The sequence below is a fragment of the Cellulomonas sp. P5_C5 genome, assembly GCF_054049655.1.
The window spans coordinates 264,962-287,416 of sequence record NZ_JBFULY010000003.1; the positions used below are offsets into that span (position 1 = coordinate 264,962).

The 22,455-nt window shown below is 72.7% G+C and carries 17 protein-coding genes; 3 read left to right on the forward strand and 14 right to left on the reverse strand.

The window, feature by feature from the left end:
• Window positions 1-2: 2 nt before the first annotated feature.
• Both ACXJKF_RS04615 and cofC read right to left on the reverse strand, forming a co-directional pair.
• Window positions 3-1,052: a zinc-binding metallopeptidase family protein gene (locus ACXJKF_RS04615; RefSeq protein WP_456786558.1), complete on the reverse strand. Its 1,050-nt coding sequence runs from the start codon at window positions 1,050-1,052 to the stop codon at window positions 3-5.
• A 9-nt stretch (window positions 1,053-1,061) separates the two neighbouring features.
• Window positions 1,062-1,664 carry a 2-phospho-L-lactate guanylyltransferase gene (cofC, locus tag ACXJKF_RS04620; RefSeq protein WP_456786559.1) on the reverse strand — a complete coding sequence of 201 codons (603 nt, stop codon included), beginning with the start codon at window positions 1,662-1,664 and terminating at the stop codon, window positions 1,062-1,064.
• A 36-nt stretch (window positions 1,665-1,700) separates the two neighbouring features.
• Here cofC and ACXJKF_RS04625 point away from each other — a divergent pair, with 36 nt between their 5' ends.
• Entirely contained in the window at window positions 1,701-2,279 is a 579-nt protein-coding gene (locus tag ACXJKF_RS04625; RefSeq protein ID WP_456786560.1) for an HhH-GPD-type base excision DNA repair protein, read from the forward strand.
• Window positions 2,280-2,295: 16 nt separating this feature from the next.
• Here ACXJKF_RS04625 and ACXJKF_RS04630 read toward each other — a convergent pair whose 3' ends face one another.
• From ACXJKF_RS04630 to ACXJKF_RS04645, 4 genes are read right to left on the reverse strand one after another with little or no spacing between them, the layout of a single operon-like run.
• Window positions 2,296-3,060, reverse strand: coding sequence for a coenzyme F420-0:L-glutamate ligase (locus ACXJKF_RS04630; protein ID WP_456786561.1), 765 nt, complete (start codon window positions 3,058-3,060; stop codon window positions 2,296-2,298).
• Window positions 3,057-4,073: a TIGR03557 family F420-dependent LLM class oxidoreductase gene (locus ACXJKF_RS04635; protein WP_456786562.1), complete on the reverse strand. Its 1,017-nt coding sequence runs from the start codon at window positions 4,071-4,073 to the stop codon at window positions 3,057-3,059. The genes ACXJKF_RS04630 and ACXJKF_RS04635 overlap by 4 nt, the downstream gene beginning before the upstream one ends.
• A gap of 54 nt (window positions 4,074-4,127) precedes the next feature.
• Window positions 4,128-5,447 carry a M1 family metallopeptidase gene (locus ACXJKF_RS04640; protein WP_456786563.1) on the reverse strand — a complete coding sequence of 440 codons (1,320 nt, stop codon included), beginning with the start codon at window positions 5,445-5,447 and terminating at the stop codon, window positions 4,128-4,130.
• Window positions 5,444-9,283: a Pls/PosA family non-ribosomal peptide synthetase gene (locus ACXJKF_RS04645; RefSeq protein WP_456786564.1), complete on the reverse strand. Its 3,840-nt coding sequence runs from the start codon at window positions 9,281-9,283 to the stop codon at window positions 5,444-5,446. The genes ACXJKF_RS04640 and ACXJKF_RS04645 overlap by 4 nt, the downstream gene beginning before the upstream one ends.
• Before the next feature lie 173 nt (window positions 9,284-9,456).
• On the opposite strand from ACXJKF_RS04645, the gene valS reads away from it, so the two are divergent.
• Window positions 9,457-12,084 (forward strand): valine--tRNA ligase, encoded by a 2,628-nt coding sequence (gene valS, locus ACXJKF_RS04650; protein WP_456786565.1) that lies wholly within the window; start codon window positions 9,457-9,459, stop codon window positions 12,082-12,084.
• A gap of 1 nt (window position 12,085) precedes the next feature.
• Complete coding sequence (locus ACXJKF_RS04655) at window positions 12,086-13,888, forward strand: AMP-dependent synthetase/ligase (protein WP_456786566.1); 1,803 nt, start codon at window positions 12,086-12,088, stop codon at window positions 13,886-13,888.
• Window positions 13,889-14,059: 171 nt separating this feature from the next.
• On the opposite strand, the gene ACXJKF_RS04660 is transcribed toward ACXJKF_RS04655, so the two are convergent.
• The 8 genes from ACXJKF_RS04660 to ACXJKF_RS04695 all read right to left on the reverse strand — a co-directional run bounded on the left by ACXJKF_RS04660 (window position 14,060) and on the right by ACXJKF_RS04695 (window position 22,442).
• Complete coding sequence (locus tag ACXJKF_RS04660) at window positions 14,060-15,256, reverse strand: baeRF2 domain-containing protein (RefSeq protein ID WP_456786567.1); 1,197 nt, start codon at window positions 15,254-15,256, stop codon at window positions 14,060-14,062.
• Window positions 15,257-15,458: 202 nt separating this feature from the next.
• Window positions 15,459-15,773, reverse strand: coding sequence for a chorismate mutase (locus ACXJKF_RS04665; protein ID WP_456786568.1), 315 nt, complete (start codon window positions 15,771-15,773; stop codon window positions 15,459-15,461).
• A gap of 31 nt (window positions 15,774-15,804) precedes the next feature.
• Window positions 15,805-17,085, reverse strand: coding sequence for an ATP-dependent Clp protease ATP-binding subunit ClpX (clpX, locus tag ACXJKF_RS04670; protein WP_456786569.1), 1,281 nt, complete (start codon window positions 17,083-17,085; stop codon window positions 15,805-15,807).
• 233 nt (window positions 17,086-17,318) lie between these two features.
• Window positions 17,319-18,020 (reverse strand): ATP-dependent Clp protease proteolytic subunit, encoded by a 702-nt coding sequence (locus ACXJKF_RS04675; RefSeq protein ID WP_056591158.1) that lies wholly within the window; start codon window positions 18,018-18,020, stop codon window positions 17,319-17,321.
• 34 nt (window positions 18,021-18,054) lie between these two features.
• The gene (locus ACXJKF_RS04680; RefSeq protein WP_156374199.1) at window positions 18,055-18,654 is read right to left on the reverse strand and encodes an ATP-dependent Clp protease proteolytic subunit; all 600 of its coding nucleotides are present in this window, start codon (window positions 18,652-18,654) and stop codon (window positions 18,055-18,057) included.
• 164 nt (window positions 18,655-18,818) lie between these two features.
• On the reverse strand, window positions 18,819-19,478 hold the full coding sequence (locus ACXJKF_RS04685) for a dihydrofolate reductase family protein (RefSeq protein WP_456786570.1): 660 nt from the start codon (window positions 19,476-19,478) through the stop codon (window positions 18,819-18,821).
• Between the two features lie 73 nt (window positions 19,479-19,551).
• Complete coding sequence (gene tig, locus ACXJKF_RS04690) at window positions 19,552-20,967, reverse strand: trigger factor (protein WP_456786571.1); 1,416 nt, start codon at window positions 20,965-20,967, stop codon at window positions 19,552-19,554.
• A gap of 182 nt (window positions 20,968-21,149) precedes the next feature.
• Window positions 21,150-22,442: a glycosyltransferase gene (locus ACXJKF_RS04695; protein WP_456786572.1), complete on the reverse strand. Its 1,293-nt coding sequence runs from the start codon at window positions 22,440-22,442 to the stop codon at window positions 21,150-21,152.
• Between the last annotated feature and the right edge of the window lie 13 nt (window positions 22,443-22,455).

Sequence of the window (22,455 nt, forward strand, 5' to 3'; positions counted from 1 at the left end):
AACTAGCCGAACGGCTGCTCGACCCGGGACGCGGTCACGACGCGGTGCACGAAGTCGAGCTTGCGGGCCACGGGCGCTGCGATCGTGAACGGGTACAGGTCGCTCTTGCCCATCGCGCGGTTGACGCGGTTCAGGAACGTCGAGACCGGCAGCCAGTCCGCGAGGATCTCCGGCATCGTCGCGTCCGCGTAGCTCGTCCGTGGGCGCACCTCCCCGTCGGCGATCTGCGGGACACCCTCCATCCGGACGCTCAGCCCGCCGGCCGCCGCCGTCTGCAGCGTGCTGGTCAGGTGCAGGTAGTGGGCGAAGCACTCCGCGAAGTCCTCCCACGGGTGCATGGTCGCGTACTCGGAGATGAAGCTCTCCGCCCAGTCCCGCGGCGCGCCCGTGCGGTAGTGCCGGGAGATCGCGTCCCGGTACGACGCGCGCTCGTCGCCGAAGATCGTCCGGCACTCGTCGATCCAGCCCGTCTGCTCGACCAGGATCCACTCGTAGTAGTGCCCGACCTCGTGGCGGAAGTGCCCGAGCATGGTGCGGTACGGCTCCCCGAGCCGGATCCGCAGCGCCTCCCGGTGCGCGTCGAGCGACTCGGCCAGGTCGATGGTGACGATGCCGTTGGCGTGCCCGATGCTCACGCGCGCGCCGTCGGACCGCGACGAGAGCAGGTCGAACCCGAGCCCGCCCTTCCGCTCGTACCAGGGCGTGATCGGCAGCCCGAGGTCGGCGAGCTGGACGAGCAACCGGCGCTTGTCGCCCGACGCGGTCGCCAGCTTCTCCAGCGCGAGGGTGTCGTCGTTGCTCGGGCGGGTGCGCGTGAGCCGGCACGAGATGCACTGACCGGACCCCGAGTCCGCCGCGGCCAGCCAGTTGCACTCCCAGAGCCGGTTGGCGCACGGGAACCACCAGGTGCCGTCGACGTCGCTGCCCTGCTCGGGCGCCGCGCGCATCGTCAGCGTCGGCGGGTGCAGGCCCAGCTCCAGCCCGCAGCCGTCGCAGGCCAGGGTCTCGATGAATGCCACGTTCGCGCAGCGAGGACAACGGTAGAGGCGCACGCGCCGACGCTAGATCACCGCACGCGTCGCCGGGCCGACGCCGAGCCGCGCCACCTCGACCAGATCGTCGGGGACGTCGACGTCGCGACGGACGGTCGAGGTCCCGACGACCGCCAGGCGCACGTGCCCGGCCAGCTCGTGCGCGGCCGCCGACCCCGGCCCGAACGCGGGATCGAGCGCGACGCCGGGCAACGCGGCCAGCAGCGTGGTCCCCGTGCCGTCGGCGTCGGCCACGAACGCGCGCTCGTGCGCGCTCGCCATGCCCAGGGCGTCCGCGAGGTCGTCCGGCCGCAGCGCGGGCAGGTCACCGAGCAGGACGGCGACCCCCTCGCGACGTCCCTCCGCTCGGTCGACACCCGCTCGGACGGCACCGTTCAGCCCGCCACCGGGCTCGTCCACGAGATCGACGGTCCCCGCCAGCAGCGTGCGCAGCGGCACGTCCGCCGTCACCACGACCACCCGGAGCACCTCCGGTGTCGCGACGGCCGCCGCGACCGTGTCCAGCGCCATGGCCCGGACCAGCCGCTCCCGCGCAGACGCGGACAGCACCCCGGCCAGCCGCGTCTTCCCGTCCGCCGCCGGCTTCACCGGCACCACCACGACCCATCGCACCGGCGCATCCTCCCCCACTCGCGAGAGGATGCCGTCATGACTCTCTGGCTCACCGGCGACCCGACCGCCGACCAGCTCCTGACCGACGACCCGTTCGCCCTGCTCATCGGCATGCTCCTCGACCAGCAGGTCACCATGGAGTCCGCCTTCGCGGGGCCCGCCAAGATCGCGTCCCGGATGGACGGTCTCGACGTCCACCGCATCGCCGAGGCCGATCCCGAGACGTTCGCCGCCCTGTGCGCGACTCCCCCCGCCGTCCACCGCTACCCCGGCTCGATGGCCGGACGCATCCAGGCCGTGGCCGCCGCGGTCGTCGAGGACTACGACGGCGACGTCACGCGGCTGTGGACCGACGGCGACCCCGACGGGAAGACCGTGCTCAAGCGGCTCAAGGCACTGCCGGGCTTCGGCGACCAGAAGGCCCGGATCTTCCTTGCCCTCCTCGGCAAGCAGCGCGGCGTGCAGCCGGAAGGCTGGGCCGAGGCAGCCGGTGCCTACGGCGAGCCGGACGCGCGCCGGTCGATCGCCGACGTCACCGACCCGACGTCGCTGAGCGAGGTCCGCGCCACGAAGCAGGCTGCCAAGGCAGCCGCGAAGGCGTCGGCCGGTTCCTGACCGCCCGACCGCCGGTTCACTGCTCGCGCAGGGCGTCCTTCCAGCCCTGCGAGTACGCCTCGGCGCTGCCCTGCGCGAACATGTCCTCCGCGCCGAGCCGCACGAGCGCCCGCGCACCGGGCCCGTCCTCGTCGGTGACCAGGTGGCCCAGACCGCGGACGACGGCGAGCGGTCGCCCCTCGGCCTTGCCCTTGACCAGCTCGCCGGCGGACGCGATCTCGTCGGCGACGGCGGCCTGCGTCATGACGAGCGGGCGGCCGAAGGTGTCGACCTGTCCGCGCAGGTCGTCGAGCACGACGAGCCCGGCGGCGCCGATCGCGATGTCGGTGACGCCCTGCCGCCAGGGCCGCCCGGCGGTGTCGGTGATGACGACACCGATCCGGGCGCCGAAGGCCGCGGAGAGCCCGGCCCGCAACGAGCGCGCGGACGCGTCCGGGTCGACCGGGAGCAGCAGCACGGTGCCCTCGGGGGTGTTCGACGCGTCGACGCCGGCGGCGGCCATGACGAGCCCGAGGCGGTTCTCCACGATCCGCGTGATGCCGGTCGAGTGCTCGCGGGTCGCGACGACGCGCACGGTCTCGTCGGTGATGGCCTGCTCGCGGTCGTCGGCGGACACGACCCGGCCCTCGGCCTTGGACACGACCTTGCTGGTCAGGACGAGGACGTCACCGTCGAGCAGCGGGTCGTCGCGGAGCAGCTCGGTGAGCAGCACGACGAGGTCGTCGCCGGGTGCGATCTCGGGCAGCCCGTCGGGCGCCCAGACCTCGAGGCGGGTGCTCATCGCACCAGCTTGGGCAGCACGTCCGCCCCGAACGTCTCGATCCACTCGCGCTGGTTGCGCCCGACGTTGTGCAGGTAGATCCGGTCGAACCCGAGGTCGACGTACTTCTGGATCTCGGCGCGGTGCTTGTCGGGGTCCGCGGAGATGACCATCCGGCCCTCGAAGTCCTCGGGGCGCACCAGCTTGGCCATCTGCTCGAAGTCGAAGGGCGAGCGGATGTCGGCCTTCGGGAACTTCATGCCGCCGTTGGGCCACTCGTGCATCGCGTGCGCGAGGGCCAGCTCGTCGGTCTCGGCCCAGGACAGGTGGAGCTGCAGGACCTTGGGCATCGTGTCGGGGTCCTTGCCGGCCTCGCGCGCGCCCTCGTCGAACTTGCCGAACAGTCCGGAGATCTTCTCCAGGGGCGCCCCGACGGTGATGAGCCCGTCGGCCAGGCGCCCCGCGCGCTTGGCGGTCACCGGACCGGCCGTGGCGACGAGGATCTCCGGCGCGACCTCGGGCATGGTCCACAGGCGGGTGGACTCGACCTTGTAGAACTGCCCGGCGTGCTTGACGTCCTTGCCGGCGATCGACGCGGTGAAGAGCTTCTTGATGATGTCGATGGCCTCGAACATGCGGTTGATCCGCTCGGGGGCCTCGGGCCAGTAGTTCGCGACGATGTGCTCGTTCAGCGCCTCGCCGGAGCCGAGCCCGAGCCAGTGTCGTCCCGGGTACATCGCGGCGAGCGTGGCGGACGCCTGCGCGACCATGGCGGGGTGCCAGCGGAACGTCGGTGCCGTCACCCCGGGGCCGATGTCACCGGTGGTGCGCTCGCCCAGCGCGGTCAGCACGTTCCAGACGAACGCCGCCTGCCCCTGGGCCGGGACCCACGGCTGGTAGTGGTCGGCCGCCATCACGCCGGAGAACCCGTGGGCCTCCGCGTGGACGGACAGCTCGACCGCCTCGGTCGGGTGGAACTGCTCGAGCATCGCCGCGTACCCGACCGTGAGGCCGTCCGCCGTGACCTGTGCCATCTACTGACTCCTGTGAGCGCGGGGTACGCGGTGCTCCGCGAGGTCGTCCCCGAATCACCCTAACCGCGGGACCTGCTCCGATGATCCCGGCAGCTCGGGCAGGGCGGCCCGATACACCCACGACTCGACCAGGAGCGCGAGCGATGCGCCGGCGACCTCGGACGCGCACGCGACGAACTGCTCCGTGCTGACGGTCCCGTGCCGGTACCGCGCGGCCCAGGTCCGCAGGATGTCGAAGAAGACGTCGTCGCCGACAGTCAGCCGGAGGGCGTGCAGGGTGAGCGCCCCGCGCTTGTAGAGCCGGTCGTCGAACATCCCCGCCGCACCGGGGTCTCCGATGACCAGGTCCTGCGGGAGCAGGGACAGTCGCGCCCGCGCCGAGCGCGCCAGGCGGTGGGCGGTCCAGCCGCCCGCTCGCTCCGACCACAGCCACTCGGCGTAGCACGCGAACCCCTCGTGCAGCCAGATGTCCCGCCACCGACCGACCGTGAGGCTGTTGCCGAACCACTGGTGCGCGAGCTCGTGGGCCACCAGCCGTTCCGACCCGCGCCGCCCGTCCATGTGGTTGGCGCCGAACACGGACAGGCCCTGCGCCTCCAGGGGGATCTCGAGGTCGTCGTCGGTGACGACGACCGTGTACCCGGCGGCGAACGGGTAGGGCCCGAACCGCTCCTCGAAGAGCGCCATCATCTCGGGCTGACGAGCGAGGTCGTGCTGGGCCGCTGCCAGCAGCCGCGGGGGGACGAGCAGCTCGGTGCCGTGCAGCAGCCGCTGGTAGCGCCCGATCTGCACCGTGGCGAGGTACGGCGCCATGGGCTCGGCCTGCTCGTAGGCCCACCGGACCCGCCCGGCCCGCGGCGTGCGCGAGACCAGCCGCCCGTTGGCGAGCACCTCGTACCCGGCCTCCGCCGTCACGACGACGGAGAAGCTCGCCTTGTCCGCGGGGCTGTCGTGGCACGGGAACCACGTGGGCGCGCCGTCGGGCTGGCCGGCCACGATGAGCCCGTCCTCCAGCTCCTCCCAGCCGACCTCGCCCCACGGTCCGCGTGCGGGTCGCGGCTGTCCGCCGTAGTGCACCTCGACGAGCAGGCTGGTGCCGGCGAGCACCTCCCGGCCGAGTCGGACGGTGAGCCGCCCGTCGTGGAGCGCCCACCGCTCGGGCCGCTTCCCGCCGACCAGCACCTGCCGGACCCGGAGCCCGTGCAGCGACAGCGAGAACCGGTCCAGCGGGCGCGACGCCCGCGCGTGGACCACGGCGCGCGCGTCGAGCCGGTTCGTGGCCACGCGGTAGTCGAGCTCGAGCTCGTACCGGTCCACGGTCAGGCCGCCCTCGGGGCGACCGGGCAGGTACGGGTCCTCCGGCGGTTGCGTCACGCCGGGGACACCGGGTTGCCCGTCCAGCGGGACCCGGCGGGGATGGTGTCGCCGCGCAGGACGAGCGACGCCGGGCCGACGCGGGCGCCGTCGTCGAGGCTCGCCGCGGGCAGCACCACGCCGTGCGGGCCCAGGCTCGCGCCTCGTCCGAGCTCGACCGTGTCCATGCTCATGACCCGATCATGGAACAGATGTGTCTGCAGCACGCACCCACGGTTCACGGTGGCCGCGTCGCCGAGCGTCACCAGGTCGGCCTCGGGCAGCCAGTACGTCTCGCACCACACCCCGCGGCCGATGCGGGCACCGAGCGTCCGCAGCCACACGGTCAGCGCCGGCGAGCCGTTCGTGGCCGGTCCGAGCCACGGGACCGCGACGACCTCGAGGAACGTGTCGGCCAGCTCGTTGCGCCAGACGAACGAGCTCCACAGGGGGTGGTCGCCGGGTCGCAGCCGGCCGACGAGCACCCACTTCGCCGCCGTGGCCAGCGCGCACGCGACGCCCGCGGCGGCGAGCACGACCAGCGGGGACAGCGCGGCGGCGGTCCCGAGACCCCACGCGTCGAGCGCGGCCTGCACGACCAGGAGCACCCCCACGCCGAGCCCGAACGTGCAGATCACGGGCACGATCCGGCACAGCTCGACGAGCGCGCGGGCGACCCGCAGCCGCGTCGGTGGAGCGAACGTGCGGGCGTCGTCGGACTCGCCCGCCACCCGGCGCAGCTTGACCGGCGGCGACCCGAGCCAGCTGGTGCCGGCGCGCGCGTCCTCGGGCGTGGCCGACAGCACCGCGACCAGTCCTCGCTTGGGCACCGCGCGACCGGGCGCGATCATCCCCGAGTTGCCCAGGAACGCGCGCTTGCCCACCTTGCTGCGCTCCACGCGGAGCCAGCCGTGGCCCAGCTCGTAGGAGCCGATGAGGGTGTCGTCGGCGAGGAACGCCCCGTCGCCGACGGTGGTCAGGGTGGGCAGCATGAGGGCGGTCGACGCCTCGACGTCCTTGCCGATGTCCGCCCCGAGCGCCCGCAGCCACACCGGCGTCGCCATGCTCGAGTAGAGCGGGAACAGCGTCGTGCGCGCGTCGTCCATGAGCCGCAGGGTCGCCCACACCTGCCAGCCCGCCCGGCTGCGCACCGCGTGGTACCCCTCGCGGAACCCGAGCCCGAGCAGCCGCACCGACACGAGCGTGACCACGGCGAGCACGACGACCATCGTGATCGCGCCGAGCGGCACGGCCCGCAGCGCGTCGACCGCGGCCTCGGACCACGTCGTCGCGTCCCGGAGCCCCACCCCGACGACCAGCAGCCCGCACGCCGCGGCGACCACCGGCAACGCGGCCAGCGCCGCGGCCGTCGCCCCGTAGGCGGCCACCCAACGGCCGCCGCGGGGTGCCTTGTCGCGCGGCCAGTGCCGCCGCGACGGCCCGTCGAACACGGCGGGCGAGCCCACCCAGAGCTCGCCGGGCGGCACGGAGTCGAGCACCGCGGACCCGGGCGCCACCTCCGCCCAGGCCCCGACGCGGGTGCCGGGCGCGAGCGTGCTGCGCGTCCCGACGGTCGCCCGCTTGTCGATCCGCACGCGGCCCACCCGCAGCACGTCGCCGTCGAGCCAGTGCCCGCGCAGGTCGACCTCCGGCTCCACGGCGCACCCGTTGCCGAGCGTGAGCAGCCCCGTCACCGGTGGCAGCGCGTGCAGGTCGACGTCGCGGCCGATCGTCGCGCCCAGCGCCCGCGCGTACTGCGCCGTCCAGGGTGAGCAGGACAGGTTCTCCGCGCCCGCCGCGGCCGCCCACGACTCGGTGAACCAGAGCCGCAGGTGCACGGACCCACCGCGCGGGTACCGGCCGGGCGTCAGACCACGCAGCAGCGTCCGCGCGACGACCACGGTGGTCCCCATGCGCCCGAGCGGGCTGATCAGCACCAGCCAGCCGAGCGCCACCCACCACCAGACACCGGGGACGACGGGCACCCAGGGCGCACCGGTCGTCGCGACGAGCACCGCGTCGGCGGCCAGCAGCCAGGTCAGCCACCGCAGCCCGACGAGCGCGGCGAGCGGCAGGGCCAGCACGGTCTGGACGAGCTGCGCCCGCACCGGCGTGGGTGCCACGACCCGCGCCTCGGCGACGACGGTCGGCTCGAACTCGTCGAGCCGGCGGGCGAGGTCACCGATCCGCGGGTACTCGTAGACGTCCGCGACGGTCACGGTCGGGAACCTCGCGCGCAGCGCGCTCACCAGCTGGGCCGCGACCAGGCTCCCCCCGCCGGACGCGAAGAAGTCGTCGCGCGGGCCGGCCACGGCGACCCCGAGCGCAGCCGTCCACCGCTCCGCCACCCACTCCCCCGTCGGCGTCAGCCCGACGGCGGGTGCCGACTCCTCGTCGGGACGCGCGAGCGGCCACGGCAGAGCGTCCCGGTCGACCTTCCCGGAGCCTCGGGTGGGGATCGACGCGACAGGAGCGAGCAGCGGGACGAGAGCGGCGGGCAACGAGCCCGTCAGGCGGTGCCGGGCGTCGGCGAGGTCCAGCTCGACACCTGCTTCGGGGACGAGGTAGCCGACGAGGACCGACGTCCCGGCCGGGGTCCGTCGTACGGCCGCCGCGGCTCCGGCGACTCCCGGCAGGCCGAGCAGGGCGGAGTCGACCTCACCCAGCTCGATCCGCCGACCACCCACCTTGACCTGGTCGTCGGCCCGCCCGACGAACACGAGCCCGTCCGGCTCGTAGCGGACGAGGTCGCCGCTGCGGTAGGCCCGCTCCCACCCGAGTCCGTCGGCGGGCGCGTACTTCTCGGCGTCCTTGGCGGGGTCGAGGTACCGCGCGAGGCCGACGCCGCCGATGATCAGCTCGCCCAGGCCGCCCTCCTCGACCGGCGACCCGTCGGGTGCGACGACCGCGAGGTCCCACCCGTCGAGCGCGTGGCCGATCCGCACGGGCCCGTCGCCGGTCAGCAGCGCCGCGCACGCGACGACGGTCGCCTCGGTGGGCCCGTAGGTGTTCCAGACCTCACGCGCGTCCCCCACCAGCCGCGCGACGAGCTCGGGCGGGCACGCCTCACCGCCGAAGATCAGCAGCCGGACGCCGGCGAGCTCCTCGGCGCGCCAGAGCCCCGCGAGCGTCGGGACGGTCGAGATGACGGTGATGCCCTGCGCGACGAGCCACGGGCCGAGGTCCATGCCGGTGCGCACCAGCGCGCGCGGCGCCGGGACCAGGCAGGCTCCGTGCCCCCACGCGAGCCACATCTCCTCGCAGCTTGCGTCGAACGCCACGGACAGTCCCGCCAGCACGCGGTCACCGGGGCCGAGCGGTGCCGCCTGCAGGAACAGGCGCGCCTCGGCGTCGACGAACGCGGCGGCCGACCGGTGCGTGACCGCGACGCCCTTGGGTGCGCCCGTCGAGCCCGACGTGAAGATGATCCAGGCGTCGTCGTCGAGCGTCGGAGGACGCGGCTCCGCGGTGCGCCGCAGCCCGGCCAGGTCGCCCTCGGTGAGCACCCGGGCCACGCCTGCCTCCCGGAACACCGTCTGCGCGCGCTCGTCGGGGTCGTCCACGTCGACCGGCACGTAGGCGGCACCGGCGGCCAGCACCGCGAGGATCACCGTGTACAGCTCGGCCGTGCCCGACGGGATCCGGACCCCGACACGGTCGCCGGGTCCGATCCCGGCACCGGCGAGGCCCGATGCGGCCGCGCGCACCGCGACCAGGAGCTCGCGGTAGGTCAGGACCGTGCTGCCGTCGTCGATCGCGGGGGCGGCGCCGTGCGCCAGCGTCGTCGCCTCGAGGACGTCCAGGAGGGTCCGTGGGGCGGGCGCGAGGTCGGACCGGAGGAACCCCTCGGCCGCCATCGCCAGCCTCCCCGTCCGCTCGTGTCCCCCCGATCATGCGCTCACGACCCGGCGACTGGCGATCCTTGCACCCGACCCGCCGTGCGCCGTGCTCCAGGACGTGTCGTTCACCGAGTGTTCGCCTGATCGTCGACGGAGCCCCGACGCCCGCCGATCTGGGAAGATGTCGACCCATGAGCTCTGAGTCTCCGAACACGCCCTCCGCACGCCTGACCACCTCGGGCACGCGGCAGGTACCGGACCGGGTCTCCCTCGACGGTGTCGAGACCCGCTGGGACGAGGCGTGGACCGCGCAGGACCTGTACGCGTTCGACCGCACGGCCACCCGCGAGCAGGTCTACTCGATCGACACGCCTCCCCCGACGGTGTCCGGGTCGCTGCACGTCGGCCACGTGTTCTCCTACACGCACACCGACGTCGTCGCCCGGTTCCAGCGCATGCGCGGCCGCGAGGTCTTCTACCCGATGGGCTGGGACGACAACGGCCTGCCCACCGAGCGCCGCGTGCAGAACTACTACGGCGTGCGGTGCGACCCGTCGCTGCCGTACGACACCGACTTCACGCCCCCGTTCGAGGGCGGCGAGGGCAAGTCGGGTCCGCAGGTGCCGGTGAGCCGCAAGAACTTCGTCGAGCTGTGCGAGCGTCTGACGGTCGAGGACGAGCGGCTCTTCGAGGCGCTGTGGCGCCGGCTCGGTCTGTCCGTCGACTGGTCGCGGACCTACCAGACGGTCTCCGCGGAGTCCCGCGCCGTCGCGCAGCAGGCGTTCCTGCGCAACCTCGCGCGCGGCGAGGCGTACCAGGCCGAGGCGCCCGGGCTGTGGGACGTGACGTTCCAGACGGCCGTCGCGCAGGCCGAGCTCGAGGCCCGCGACTACCCGGGTGCGTTCCACCGGGTCGCGTTCCACGGAGCCGACGGCCCCGTCCACATCGAGACGACCCGTCCTGAGCTGCTCCCCGCGTGCGTCGCCCTCATCGCGCACCCGGACGACGAGCGCTACCAGCACCTGTTCGGCACCACGGTCCGCTCGCCGCTGTTCGACGTCGAGATCCCCGTCCTGGCGCACACGCTGGCCGAGCCCGACAAGGGCGCCGGCATCGCGATGTGCTGCACGTTCGGCGACCTCACCGACGTGCAGTGGTGGCGTGAGCTCCAGCTGCCGACGCGCTCGGTGGTGGGCCGCGACGGTCGCATCCTGCGCGAGACCCCGGACTGGCTGTCGTCGGACGCCGCACGCACCCGGTACGAGGAGCTGGCCGGCAAGACCACGTTCTCGGCACGCGAGGCCGTCGTGGCCGGGCTGCGCGAGACGGGCGACCTCGACGGCGAGCCGGTGAACACCCAGCGCAAGGCGAACTTCTACGAGAAGGGCGACAAGCCCCTCGAGATCGTCACCAGCCGCCAGTGGTACATCCGCAACGGCGGTCGCGACGAGGCCCTGCGCGACGCGCTGCTCGCCCGCGGCACGGAGCTCGGGTTCAACCCCGACTTCATGAAGGTCCGCTACGAGAACTGGGTCAGCGGCCTCAACGGCGACTGGCTGGTGTCGCGGCAGCGGTTCTTCGGGGTGCCGTTCCCCGTCTGGTACCCGCTGGACCAGGACGGTGAGCCGCAGCACGACGCGCCGCTCCTGCCGACCGAGGACCAGCTCCCCATCGACCCGTCGTCCGACGTCCCCGCCGGCTACACCGCCGACCAGCGTGGCGTCCCCGGCGGGTTCGCCGCCGACCCCGACATCATGGACACCTGGGCCACCAGCTCGCTGACCCCGCAGATCGTCGGCGGCTGGCGCACGGACCCCGACCTGTTCAGCCGCGTGTTCCCCATGGACCTGCGCCCCCAGGGCCAGGACATCATCCGCACCTGGCTGTTCTCCACGGTGGTCCGCTCGCACCTGGAGCACGGCTCGCTGCCGTGGTCGTCGGCGGCGATCAGCGGCTGGATCCTCGACCCCGACCGCAAGAAGATGTCGAAGTCCAAGGGCAACGTGGTCACGCCCATGGGGCTGCTCGAGGAGCACGGTTCCGACGCCGTCCGGTATTGGGCCGCCTCGGCGCGCCTGGGCACGGACGCCGCGTTCGAGGTCGGCCAGATGAAGATCGGCCGCCGCCTGGCCATCAAGGTGCTCAACGCCTCGAAGTTCGCGCTCTCGTTCGGAGCCGCCGACGAGCCGCTCTCGCTCGACCCGGCGCTGGTCACGTCCGAGATCGACCGCGCGATGCTGGCCGGCCTGGCGGACGTCGTCGACAAGGCCACGGCTGCGCTCGTCGCCTACGACCACACCCGGGCGCTGGAGCTGTCGGAGACGTTCTTCTGGACGTTCTGCGACGACTACCTCGAGCTGGTCAAGGACCGCGCCTACGGCGACCCCTCTCCGGAGACCGCCTCGGCCCGCGCCGCCCTGGCCATCGCCCTCGACGTGCTGCTGCGCCTGTTCGCGCCGGTGCTGCCGTTCGCCACGGAGGAGGTCTGGTCGTGGTGGCGCGAGGGTTCGGTGCACCGCGCGCCGTGGCCGACCGCCGAGCCGCTGCGCACGTCGGCAGACCCGGTCGTCGTCGCCGCTGCGGGCTCCGCGCTCGCTGCGCTGCGCAAGGTGAAGTCCGAGGCCAAGCTGCCGCTGCGCACCGAGATCACCGCGGTCGAGCTCGTCGTGCCCGCCGCGATGCGACCGGGCGTCGAGTCGGCGCTCGGTGACATCCGCTCGGCGGGCCGGGTCACCGGCACGCTCACCCTCGTCGACGGCGAGGGCGAGGCGTGCGTGGCGCGCGACGCCGTCCTGGTCCCCCCGGCCCCGAAGGACTGACGTGCGCGAGTTCCGGTCGGACGCCCTGGTCGAGCCGGACCCGGCTGCGAGCATCCCCGGGCTGCTCACGGACCGTCTCGCGCGGGACGCCGACGGGGTGTTCGCCGAGCGGCTGCTCGACGGCGCGTGGACGCCCGTGACGGTCGCCGCGTTCGCCGCCGAGGTCACCGCCGTGGCCAAGGGGCTCGTCGCGCGCGGCGTCGAGCCCGGCGACCGCGTCGCGATCATGTCCCGCACCCGTTACGAGTGGACGCTGCTCGACTTCGCCTGCTGGGCGGCGGGCGCCCTCGGCGTGCCCGTCTACGAGACGTCGTCGGCGGAGCAGGTCCGCTGGATCGCGGCCGACGCCGGGGTCCGCCTCGCGATCGTGGAGACGGCGAAGCACGCCGCGGTCGTCGCGCAGGTCCGGGACGACCTGCCCGGACTGGTCGACGTGCTCGTGGTCGACGACGGCGCCGTGGAGTCCCTCGTCGCGGCCGGGACGACGATCGCCGACGCCGAGATCGCCCGCCGCAGCGCCCTGGCACGGGCCGACGACCTGGCGACGATCATCTACACGTCCGGCACCACCGGCCGGCCGAAGGGTGTCGAGCTCACGCACGGCAACTTCGTCGCGCTGACGCGCAACGGCGTCGCGGGTCTCGGCGAGGTCTGCGCGCAGCCCGACTCGCGGACGCTGCTGTTCATGCCGCTCGCGCACGTGTTCGCGCGGTTCATCCAGGTGCTCTGCGTCCCGTCGGGTGCGGTGCTCGGCCACACGCCCGACGCCAAGCACCTGCTGGACGACCTCGCCGCGTTCCAGCCGACGTTCATCCTGGCCGTGCCGCGCGTGTTCGAGAAGGTCTACAACTCCGCCGAGCAGAAGGCCGGCTCGGGCACGAAGCTCACGCTCTTCCGCTGGGCCGCCAAGGCCGCCGAGGACTACTCCCGCGCGCTCGACGGCTCCGGCCCCGGCGTGGCCCTGCGTGCCCGGCACGCGCTGGCAGGCTCCCTGGTCCACGGCAAGCTCCGCGCCGCGCTCGGTGGCCGCGCCCAGTACGCCATCTCGGGGGGCGCCCCGCTGGGCGAGCGGCTCGGGCACTTCTACCGCGGCATCGGCGTCGAGGTGCTCGAGGGCTACGGCCTCACGGAGACCACCGCGCCGACCGCCGTGAACCGCCCGGGGCTCACCAAGATCGGCACCGTCGGCCCCGCGTTCCCCGGCACCGCGCTGCGCGTCGACGACGAGGGCCAGGTCTTCGTGTCCGGCCCCCACGTGTTCCGCGGCTACCGGCACGACGCCGAGGCGACCGCGGAGGCCCTGGTCGACGGCTGGTTCCGCACCGGGGACGTCGGCACGCTCGACGACGACGGCTACCTGAAGATCACCGGGCGGACCAAGGAGATCATCGTCACCGCGGGCGGCAAGAACGTCGCCCCCGCCGTGCTCGAGGACCGGCTGCGGGGTCACCCGCTGGTCAGCCAGGTCGTCGTGGTGGGTGACCAGCGCCCGTTCATCGGCGCCCTCGTCACGCTCGACGCCGAGATGCTCCCGGGCTGGCTGTCCAACCACGGGATGCCGGCCATGTCCGTGGACGACGCGGCCACGAACCCCGCGATCCTGGAGGCGCTCGACCGCGCCGCGGACCGCGCCAACGAGGCCGTCTCCCGCGCCGAGTCCATCCGCAAGCTCCGGGTGCTCACCACGGACTTCACCGAGGCGAACGGCTACCTCACGCCCTCGCTGAAGGTGAAGCGCGCCCTGATCCTCAAGGACTTCACGGCCGACATCGACGCCCTGTACACGGACACCCGAGGCGACTGACCCGTCCCTCACACGTCCACATTCCCGCGCGTCCGACCGCGTTCCAGCACCGGCAGCGTCCGAGGAAGTGGCCGCCGGGGGGCGCACTTCCTCGGACGCAACCGACCCACAATCGGCAACGTCCGAGGAAGTGGCCGCTGGAGCGCGCACTTCCTCGGACGCTGCGGAGGGCTACACCACCGAGCGGAGGCGGGCCTGGTCCGCCGACTGGGTGGGGACCGCCTCGCTCGGGGTCGAGTCGTCGGACCAGCGCAGCACGGCACCGATGCCGTCGACGAGGTCCACGGTGCCGTCCTCGGCGAACGTGAGCCCGGCGTCCTGACCGAGCGCGGCGCGCACCAGTGCCACGTTCGCGTCCATCTCCTCGGCGCCTCCCGTGACCCCGATCGACGCCAGGTCGCCGGCGCTCGTCGCCACCTGGAGCGGCTCGGGACCGACCCACAGGGTGCGTTCCGCGAGCCCGGACGTCAGCGAGTCGACGTGCAGCACCAGCTCGGCCACCTGACCGCGCCGGAGCACCTCGATCACGTCGTCCAACGCTGTCACCGCCCCGCCACCGCGTCCCTGCGCCTCCCGGAACCGGTCCAGCACCGCGTCGCTGCGCTGCTTCCGGAACGCCGCCAGCGCCTCGGCCACGTGCGCCTCGAACGACCCCTTCTTCAGGCCTTCTCCCCGACCGCCCCCGGGCACGTCGACCAGGAGCTCCCTGGTGGGCTGACCGACCGCCTCGCGCACGAGTGCGACCGCGCGCACGTCGCCCGTGATCAGCACGAGGTCCGGGCTGCGCTCCGCGACGCGCTTGTCGAGCACTGCGGCAACCGCCTCGGCGTTGCGGCCCCAGGAGTCCTCCGCCCGCGTCTGGCTGCGCCGGTCCAGCCCGCCCTCACGGGTCTTGTGCACGTCGTCGTGCCCGCCGTCGACGGCCTCGGTCTCGGGGCCGCCCTCGGTCCGGACCGTCCCGCCGGCCGCCCAGGTCAGGTCCGCACCGTTGCGGTCCACCGCGACCAGGAGGTACGTCACCGTCTCGTCGGCTGCCCGCACCGCCGGCAGGAGCGCCGGCGCGGGTCCGAACATCGCGTGCGACTGGGCGGGCGGCTCGGAGAGCACCCGGTCCACGACGACGCCGTCGGCGTCGGCGACCACGACGCGGCCGTGCGGGCCGCGCACGCCCGTCGGGACGGACACGAGCTCGGCGATGCCGTCGAGCACGCGCGCGGACGCACCGTCACGCTCCAGGGAGCGCCGGACGGCCCGCCAGCGGTCTGCCGCCTCGGCGTCAGCGTTCGCGCCGGTCCTCGTCGCGTCGAGGTAGACGGTCGTGAACGGCGACGGCCGTCCGAGCAGCGGCTTGAGCCAGTGCAGGTCCATGGGCATCCCTCCGGGATCGAGATCCCCGGCAGCCGCATCCACACCCCCGCGGCCGGCCGGGGCTGACCCCACCTACCTTCCGCCCCTGTGGCACGCGGCGCCACCCCATCGTGTTGTCGGACCGAGCCCGCGCTCCGCTGCGGGCGAGTAACGCTCCGCACCCCTCACCCTGCGCTGCGCTCCGGCTCACTCCTTCGGAGCTTCAGTCGCGCTGCGCGTGCCCCTGGGCGATGGCCTCGTGGTGCTGGATGACCTCTTCGACGATGAACGCGAGGAACTTCTCCGCGAACACGGGGTCGAGGTCGGCGGTGCGCGCGAGCTCGCGCAGCCGGGCCACCTGCTGCTCCTCGCGTGCAGGGTCCGACGGGGGCAGCCCTGTCGTCGCCTTCAGCACGCCCACCTGCTGAGTGGCCTTGAACCGCTCCGCCAGCAGGTACACCAGCGCGGCGTCGATGTTGTCGATGCTCCCGCGCAGGCGGGCCAGCTCGGCGGGGATCGGGGTCGGCAGGTCGCTCACGGTCGCGATCCTAGGCGGGAACGTCGAACGGTCAGGCGCTCTTCTCGCGAGGTGTGCGCTTCTCCTCGCCGCTGTCCCGCGGGATGAGCGTGGGATTCACGTTCTCGAGCACCACGTCGCGCGTGATGACGACCCGGCCCACGTCCTCGCGGCTGGGCACCTCGAACATCACCTGCTGGAGGACCTCCTCCATGATGGCGCGCAGGCCACGGGCACCGGTGCCGCGCAGCAGCGCCTGGTCCGCGATGGAGGCGACGGCCTCGTCGTCGAACTCGAGCTCGACGCCGTCGATCTGGAACATGCGCTGGTACTGCTTGACCAGCGCGTTCTTGGGCTCGGTGAGGATGCGGACCAGCGCCTCCTGGTCGAGGCGGGAGACGGCGGCGACGACGGGCAGGCGGCCGATGAACTCGGGGATCAGGCCGTACTTCTGCAGGTCCTCGGGCCGGACCTCCGCGAACAGGTCACCCTCGTCCACGGAGTCCAGCAGCGGGGCGCCGAACCCGACGACCCGCTTGCGGGCACGGGCGGCGATGATGTCGTCCAGCCCGGAGAACGCGCCGGCCACGATGAACAGGACGTTCGTCGTGTCGATCTGGATGAACTCCTGGTGCGGGTGCTTGCGGCCGCCCTGCGGCGGGACCGAGGCGGTGGTGCCCTCGATGATCTTGAGCAGCGCCTGCTGGACACCCTCGCCGGAGACGTCACGCGTGATCGACGGGTTCTCGCTCTTGCGGGCGATCTTGTCGATCTCGTCGATGTAGATGATCCCCGACTCGGCCTTCTTGACGTCGTAGTCGGCGGCCTGGATGAGCTTGAGGAGGATGTTCTCGACGTCCTCGCCGACGTAGCCGGCCTCGGTCAGGGCCGTGGCGTCCGCGATGGCGAACGGCACGTTCAGCATGCGGGCGAGGGTCTGCGCGAGGTACGTCTTGCCGGTGCCTGTGGGACCGACGAGCAGGATGTTCGACTTGGCGATCTCGATGTGGTCGTCCGTCGTCGACGTGCGCGCCTCACCGGCCTGGACCCGCTTGTAGTGGTTGTAGACCGCCACCGCGAGGGCCCGCTTGGCCGACTCCTGGCCGATGATGTACTGCTCGAGGAACTCGAAGATCTCCTTCGGCTTCGGCAGGTCGACCAGGCCGACCTCCGTGGCCTCCGCCAGCTCTTCCTCGATGATCTCGTTGCAGAGCTCGATGCACTCGTCGCAGATGTAGACCCCAGGCCCGGCGATCAGCTTCTTGACCTGCTTCTGCGACTTGCCGCAGAAGGAACACTTGAGGAGATCGGCCCCGTCCCCGATACGAGCCACGTCGATCCCCTTCCTCGTGTCGCCCTCCGCCCGACGGGCGGTGCGTCGTCAGTGCGTCACCCCGCAGGGTGCGCGTCCTCCCCCATTGCACACCACCCGGGCCGCGATGTCAGCCGAACACACGGAGCGGCGAGCCCGGCGTGTTGTTGGACATCTGTCCGGCGTGTCGCGGCGCGCCCGCCGCAACACGCTCGAGCCGGACCCACCGCAGCGGGTCCGGCTCGAGGAAAGTGCTACTTGGCCTGCACGGTCGTCGGGACGACGCCCTTGCGGCTGGCGAGCACCTGGTCGACGATCCCGTACTCCAGCGCCGCCTGCGCGGTGAGGATCTTGTCGCGCTCGATGTCCTTGCGGACCAGCTCGATGTCGCGCCCCGTGTGGTGCGCGATCGTCAGCTCGAGCCACTCGCGCATGCGGATGAGCTCGTTGGCGTGGATCTCGATGTCGGACGCCTGTGCGTAGCCGCCACCCTCCATCGCGGGCTGGTGGATGAGCACCCGCGCGTTGGGCAGCGCCAGGCGCTTGCCGGGCGAGCCGGCCGCGAGCAGCACGGCCGCCGCCGAGGCGGCCTGCCCGAGGCAGACCGTCTGGATGTGCGGCTTGATGTACTGCATCGTGTCGTAGATCGCCGTGAGCGCCGTGAACGAGCCGCCGGGCGAGTTGATGTACAGGATGATGTCGCGGTCCGGGTCGGTGCTCTCCAGCACCAGCAGCTGGGCCATCACGTCGTCGGCCGAGGCGTCGTCCACCTGCACGCCGAGGAAGATGATGCGGTCCTCGAACAGCTTGGTGTACGGGTCCTGGCGCTTGAAGCCGTAGGCCGTCCGCTCCTCGAACTGCGGCAGCACGTACCGGGCGGCGGGCGAGGACGGCGCGAGGCCACCCGGCCCCGCCAGCATCCCGGCGCGCGCCATGAACTGGGATTCCATGCTCATGAGCTTCTCCTCAGAAGATAAGGGTGGGAGGCCGTCAGGCCGTGCCGCCGCCGCCGGCGACCGCGTCGGCCTTCGTGACGACCTTGTCCACGAAGCCGTACTCGAGCGCCTCGGGGGCGGTGAACCAGCGGTCACGGTCGGCGTCGGAGTTGATCTGGTCGACGCTCTTGCCCGTCTGGGCGGCGGTGAGCTCGGCGAGCACGTTCTTCATGTGCAGGATCAGCTGCGCGTTGATCCGGACGTCCGTCGCGGTGCCGCCGATGCCGCCCGAGGGCTGGTGCATCATGACGCGGGCGTGCGGCAGGGCGTAGCGCTTGCCCTGCGCCCCCGACGACAGCAGGAACTGGCCCATCGACGCGGCCATGCCCATCGCGATCGTGGCGACGTCCGGCTGGATGTACTGCATGGTGTCGTAGATCGCCATGCCCGCGGTGATCGAGCCACCGGGCGAGTTGATGTACAGCCAGATGTCCTTGTCCGGGTCCTCGGCGGCCAGCAGCATCATCTGCGCGCAGATCGCGTTGGCGTTCTCGTCGCGCACCTCGGAGCCGAGCCAGATGATGCGCTCGCGCAGCAGCCGGTTGTAGATGGAGTCATTGAGGCCGAAGGCCGGGCTGTCGGCCCTGGCCATCATCGGCGCTAGCTCGTTCACGAAGGCTCCCTCGTCTGACGGTGACGTCTGTCCTGCACCGCACAGCCGTCCCGTCCGGGACCTGTGCGATGCAGTGACCCTAACGCGCACCCCCGCCCGCCCATGTCCCGCCACCGAGCGTTTTCGCTGACGGCAGAGCAGGGCGGTTATCCGGCCGCGCGACGAGTGAGGACCAGATGGACGACGCCGGACGGCGACGGGGTCACCGCGATGTCGAAGCGCCGCTCGAGCGCCTCGAGCCCGTCCCACAGCCGCTCGCCCCGGCCGAGGACGATCGGCACGACCACCACGTGCAGGTGGTCGATCAGGTCGGCCTCGAGGAACTGCCGGACCGTGCTCACGCCGCCACCGATGCGGACGTCGAGGTCACCGGCCAGCGCCTGAGCCTGGGCGAGCGCGTCGACGGGGTCCGCGTCGACGAAGTGGAAGGTCGTCCCGCCCTTCATCTCGAGGGTCGGTCGTGGATGGTGCGTCAGGACGACGACTGGGGTGTGGAAGACGGGGTCGTCGCCCCACCACCCCGTCCACTCGTGGTCCTCCCACGGACCACGCTGGGGGCCGAACTTGTGGCGACCCATGATCTCGGCGCCGATCCCCAGCCCCCACTGGCTCGCGAACGCCTCGTCCACCCCGAAGGACCCCTCGGTGACGCCGTGGATCCCCATCGCGCGGAACGTGCGGGTCTCGAAGGCCCACTCCATCAGCCGGTGGCCCGCGTGCCCGAACGGGGCCTCGAGCGTCTGGTCCTCGCCCGTGCCGAAACCGTCGAGGGAGATCGAGAAGTTGTGGACGCGCACACGTGGCATGCGCTCAGCCTAGGAGGACCGGATGCACGAAGGCCCCGCACCGAGGGTCTCGGTGCGGGGCCTTCGGGAGTGCTCAGGCCTTGGTGTCCTCGGCCGTCTCGACCTCGTCGTCGTACACGTCGAACGCGGCGATGTCGGTCGCAGCGTCGGACGGCGCCTCAGCGGCCCCGGCGATCTCCGCGGCCTCGGCGGCGTCCTCGGCGTCGGAGCCGATGAACTCCGACAGGTCCACGGCCTGGCCGGAGCCGTCGGTGACGGCGACGCGGCGCAGCGCGACGGCGAGCGCCTTGGACCGCGCGACCTCGGCGACCATCGTCGGGATCTGGCCCTGCTTGTCGATGGTCTGGATGAAGGTGTTCGGGTCCATGCCGTACTGGCGCGACGCGTTCACCAGGTAGTCGAGCAGCTCGTTCTGGCTGACCTTGATCTCGAGCTGCTCGGCGAGCGTGTCGAGGAGGATCTGGTTGCGCAGCGCGGTGGTGGCCTGCTCGCCGACCTCGGCACGGTGCTCGTCGTCCTCGAGCCGGCCCTCGCCCTCGAGGTGACGGTGCACCTCGGTCTCGACGACGCCCGCGGGGACGGGGATCTCCGTGCCGGCGAGCAGCTGCTCGAGCAGCAGGTCGCGGGCCTGCACGGCCTGGTTCGACGCCTTGATGCTGGACGCCTGCGTGCGCAGGTCCGCCGTCAGCTCCTCGAGCGTGTCGAACTCGCTGGCCAGCTGGGCGAAGTCGTCGTCGGCGTCGGGGAGCTGGCGCTCCTTGACCGTCGTGGCCGTGACGTTCACCTGAGCGGTCTCGCCGGCGTGGTCGCCGCCCGCGAGGGCCGTCTCGAACGTGGTGGACTCGCCGGCCGACAGGCCCGTGAGCGCCTCGTCGAGACCCTCGAGCATGTTGCCCGAGCCGATCTGGTAGCTGACACCGGAGACGTTGTCGACCTGCTCGTCGCCGATCGTGGCGGTGAGGTCGATGACGACGAAGTCACCCTCGGCGGCCGGACGGTCGACGCCGACCAGCGTGCCGAAGCGCTCGCGCAGGGCGTCGAGGCGGGCGGCGACGTCCTCGTCGGAGACCTCGACGTCGTCCACCGTGACGGCGATGCCATCGAGCGCGGGGACCGTGATCTCGGGGCGGACCTCGACCTCGGCGGTGAAGTGCAGCTCACCCTCCTCGCCGGCGGGCGCGGCGGTCAGGCCGGGGACCTTGGTGACCTCGACCTCGGGCTGGCCCAGCGGGCGCAGCTTGTTCTCGCGGACGGCCTCGGCGTAGAAGCCGGACAGGCCCTCGTTGATCGCGTGCTCGAGCACCGCGGGACGACCGACGCGCTGGTCGATGATGCGCGGCGGCACCTTGCCCTTGCGGAACCCGGGGACGACGACGTCCTGGGCGATGTGCTCGTACGCGTGATCGATGCTCGGCTTGAGCTCGTCGTACGTCACCTCGACGGTCAGCTTGACCTTGGTGGGCTCCAGGGTCTCGACGGCGCTCTTCACTTCGATGGTCTCCAACTGATCGGGGCGGGCGCCGGCGACTCCGGCGATCTCCGTTGGTTCAGGGCCGCACGCCGTCGCCCACACCCCGTGAAGGGGCCGACGACCGCACGCTGGCGACCCTCGACCTTACGCCACGGGGAGCGGCGGTCCCAAGCCGGGAGGCTGTGGGACCGCCCACGCCCTCACTGTCCGCCGCCCGCCACCTCCGTGACGACCGAGACCGTCCGCGCGATGCCGTCGTACTGCGCGTACTCGTGCGCGAGCTCCCCCGCCCGACGCGCGAACGACGGGTCGTCCAGCACCCGGGTCACCCCGTCGCGGACGGCCCGCGCCGTCGTGCCGCCCGTGACCCTGTCGGTGGGCAAGGTCAGACCGGCGCCGGACCACACCACCCGCGCCCCGACCTCGGCCTTGTCCTCGGTCCGACCGGCGACGACGACGGGCACACCCGCGGCGAGCGCCTGCTGGACCCCGCCGAAGCCGCCGTTGGTGACCAGGACGTCGGTGAGCGGCAGGAGCCGGTCGAACGGCACGAACGCCGCTGCCCGCACGTTCGCCGGGTACGTGTCGTCCGGCTCCGTGGTCGCGACCACGAGGACGTCCTCGTCGGCGAGGCCGTCGATCGCGGGCCACAGGAGCCGTTCCGGGTCCGTGGCGACCGTGCCCTGCGTGACGACCACGACCGGCCGACCCGTCGCGCGGGCCGCCAGCACGTCGTCCCACCAGGCCGGCGGGTCGAACCGGTCGACGCCCGCCGGCAGGTACGGCCCGACGAGCTCGACGTGCTCCGGCAGGTCGCTGCGCGGGTACTCGAACGACGGGATCGACGGGTGCAGCACGCGGGTGACCTCGGTCTGGGCCCAGTCGAGGAAGAAGCCGTCGGGGACGGGCTGACCCGCGTCGGCGACGATCCGCTCGGCCGCCCGCTGGACGTCCCGGAACACGACCTTGCGGGTGACCCAGTCGAGGAGGGCGTACCGCAGGCCGTCGAGACCGGTCCGCGGCGGCTGCAGGCCCATGCCGAACGGCGCCGTGTCCTTGCTCGAGAGGGCCAGGGGCGAGACCGAGAACAGCACCGACGGCAGGTGATGGCGTCGTGCGGCGATCGCTCCGGCCATGAACCCGTTGTCCATGACGATCACGTCCGGACGCTCGGCGGCGACCACGCCGTCGAGGTCGGCCAGGAACCCGGGGACGGTGGCGACGAAGTGGTGGAGCACGTCCCACTGCAGGCGCTTGATGCCGGGAGCCGGCGCACCGTGGGCCAGCGACCAGGCGTCGAGCTCGGCGTCGTCCAGGTCCCGCCCCTGCACGATCGGCGCATGCTTGGCGCCGGTCGCGGTGACGGCCTGGGCGAACGTGCGGCCGGTGTAGACGACGACCTCGTGGCCCTCGTCGACGAGGGCGCGGGCCAGCGGCAGCGCGGGTCGCACGTGGCCGGTGACCGGGGTGAGGGCGAACAGGATCCTGCTCATCGTGGTTCTCCGA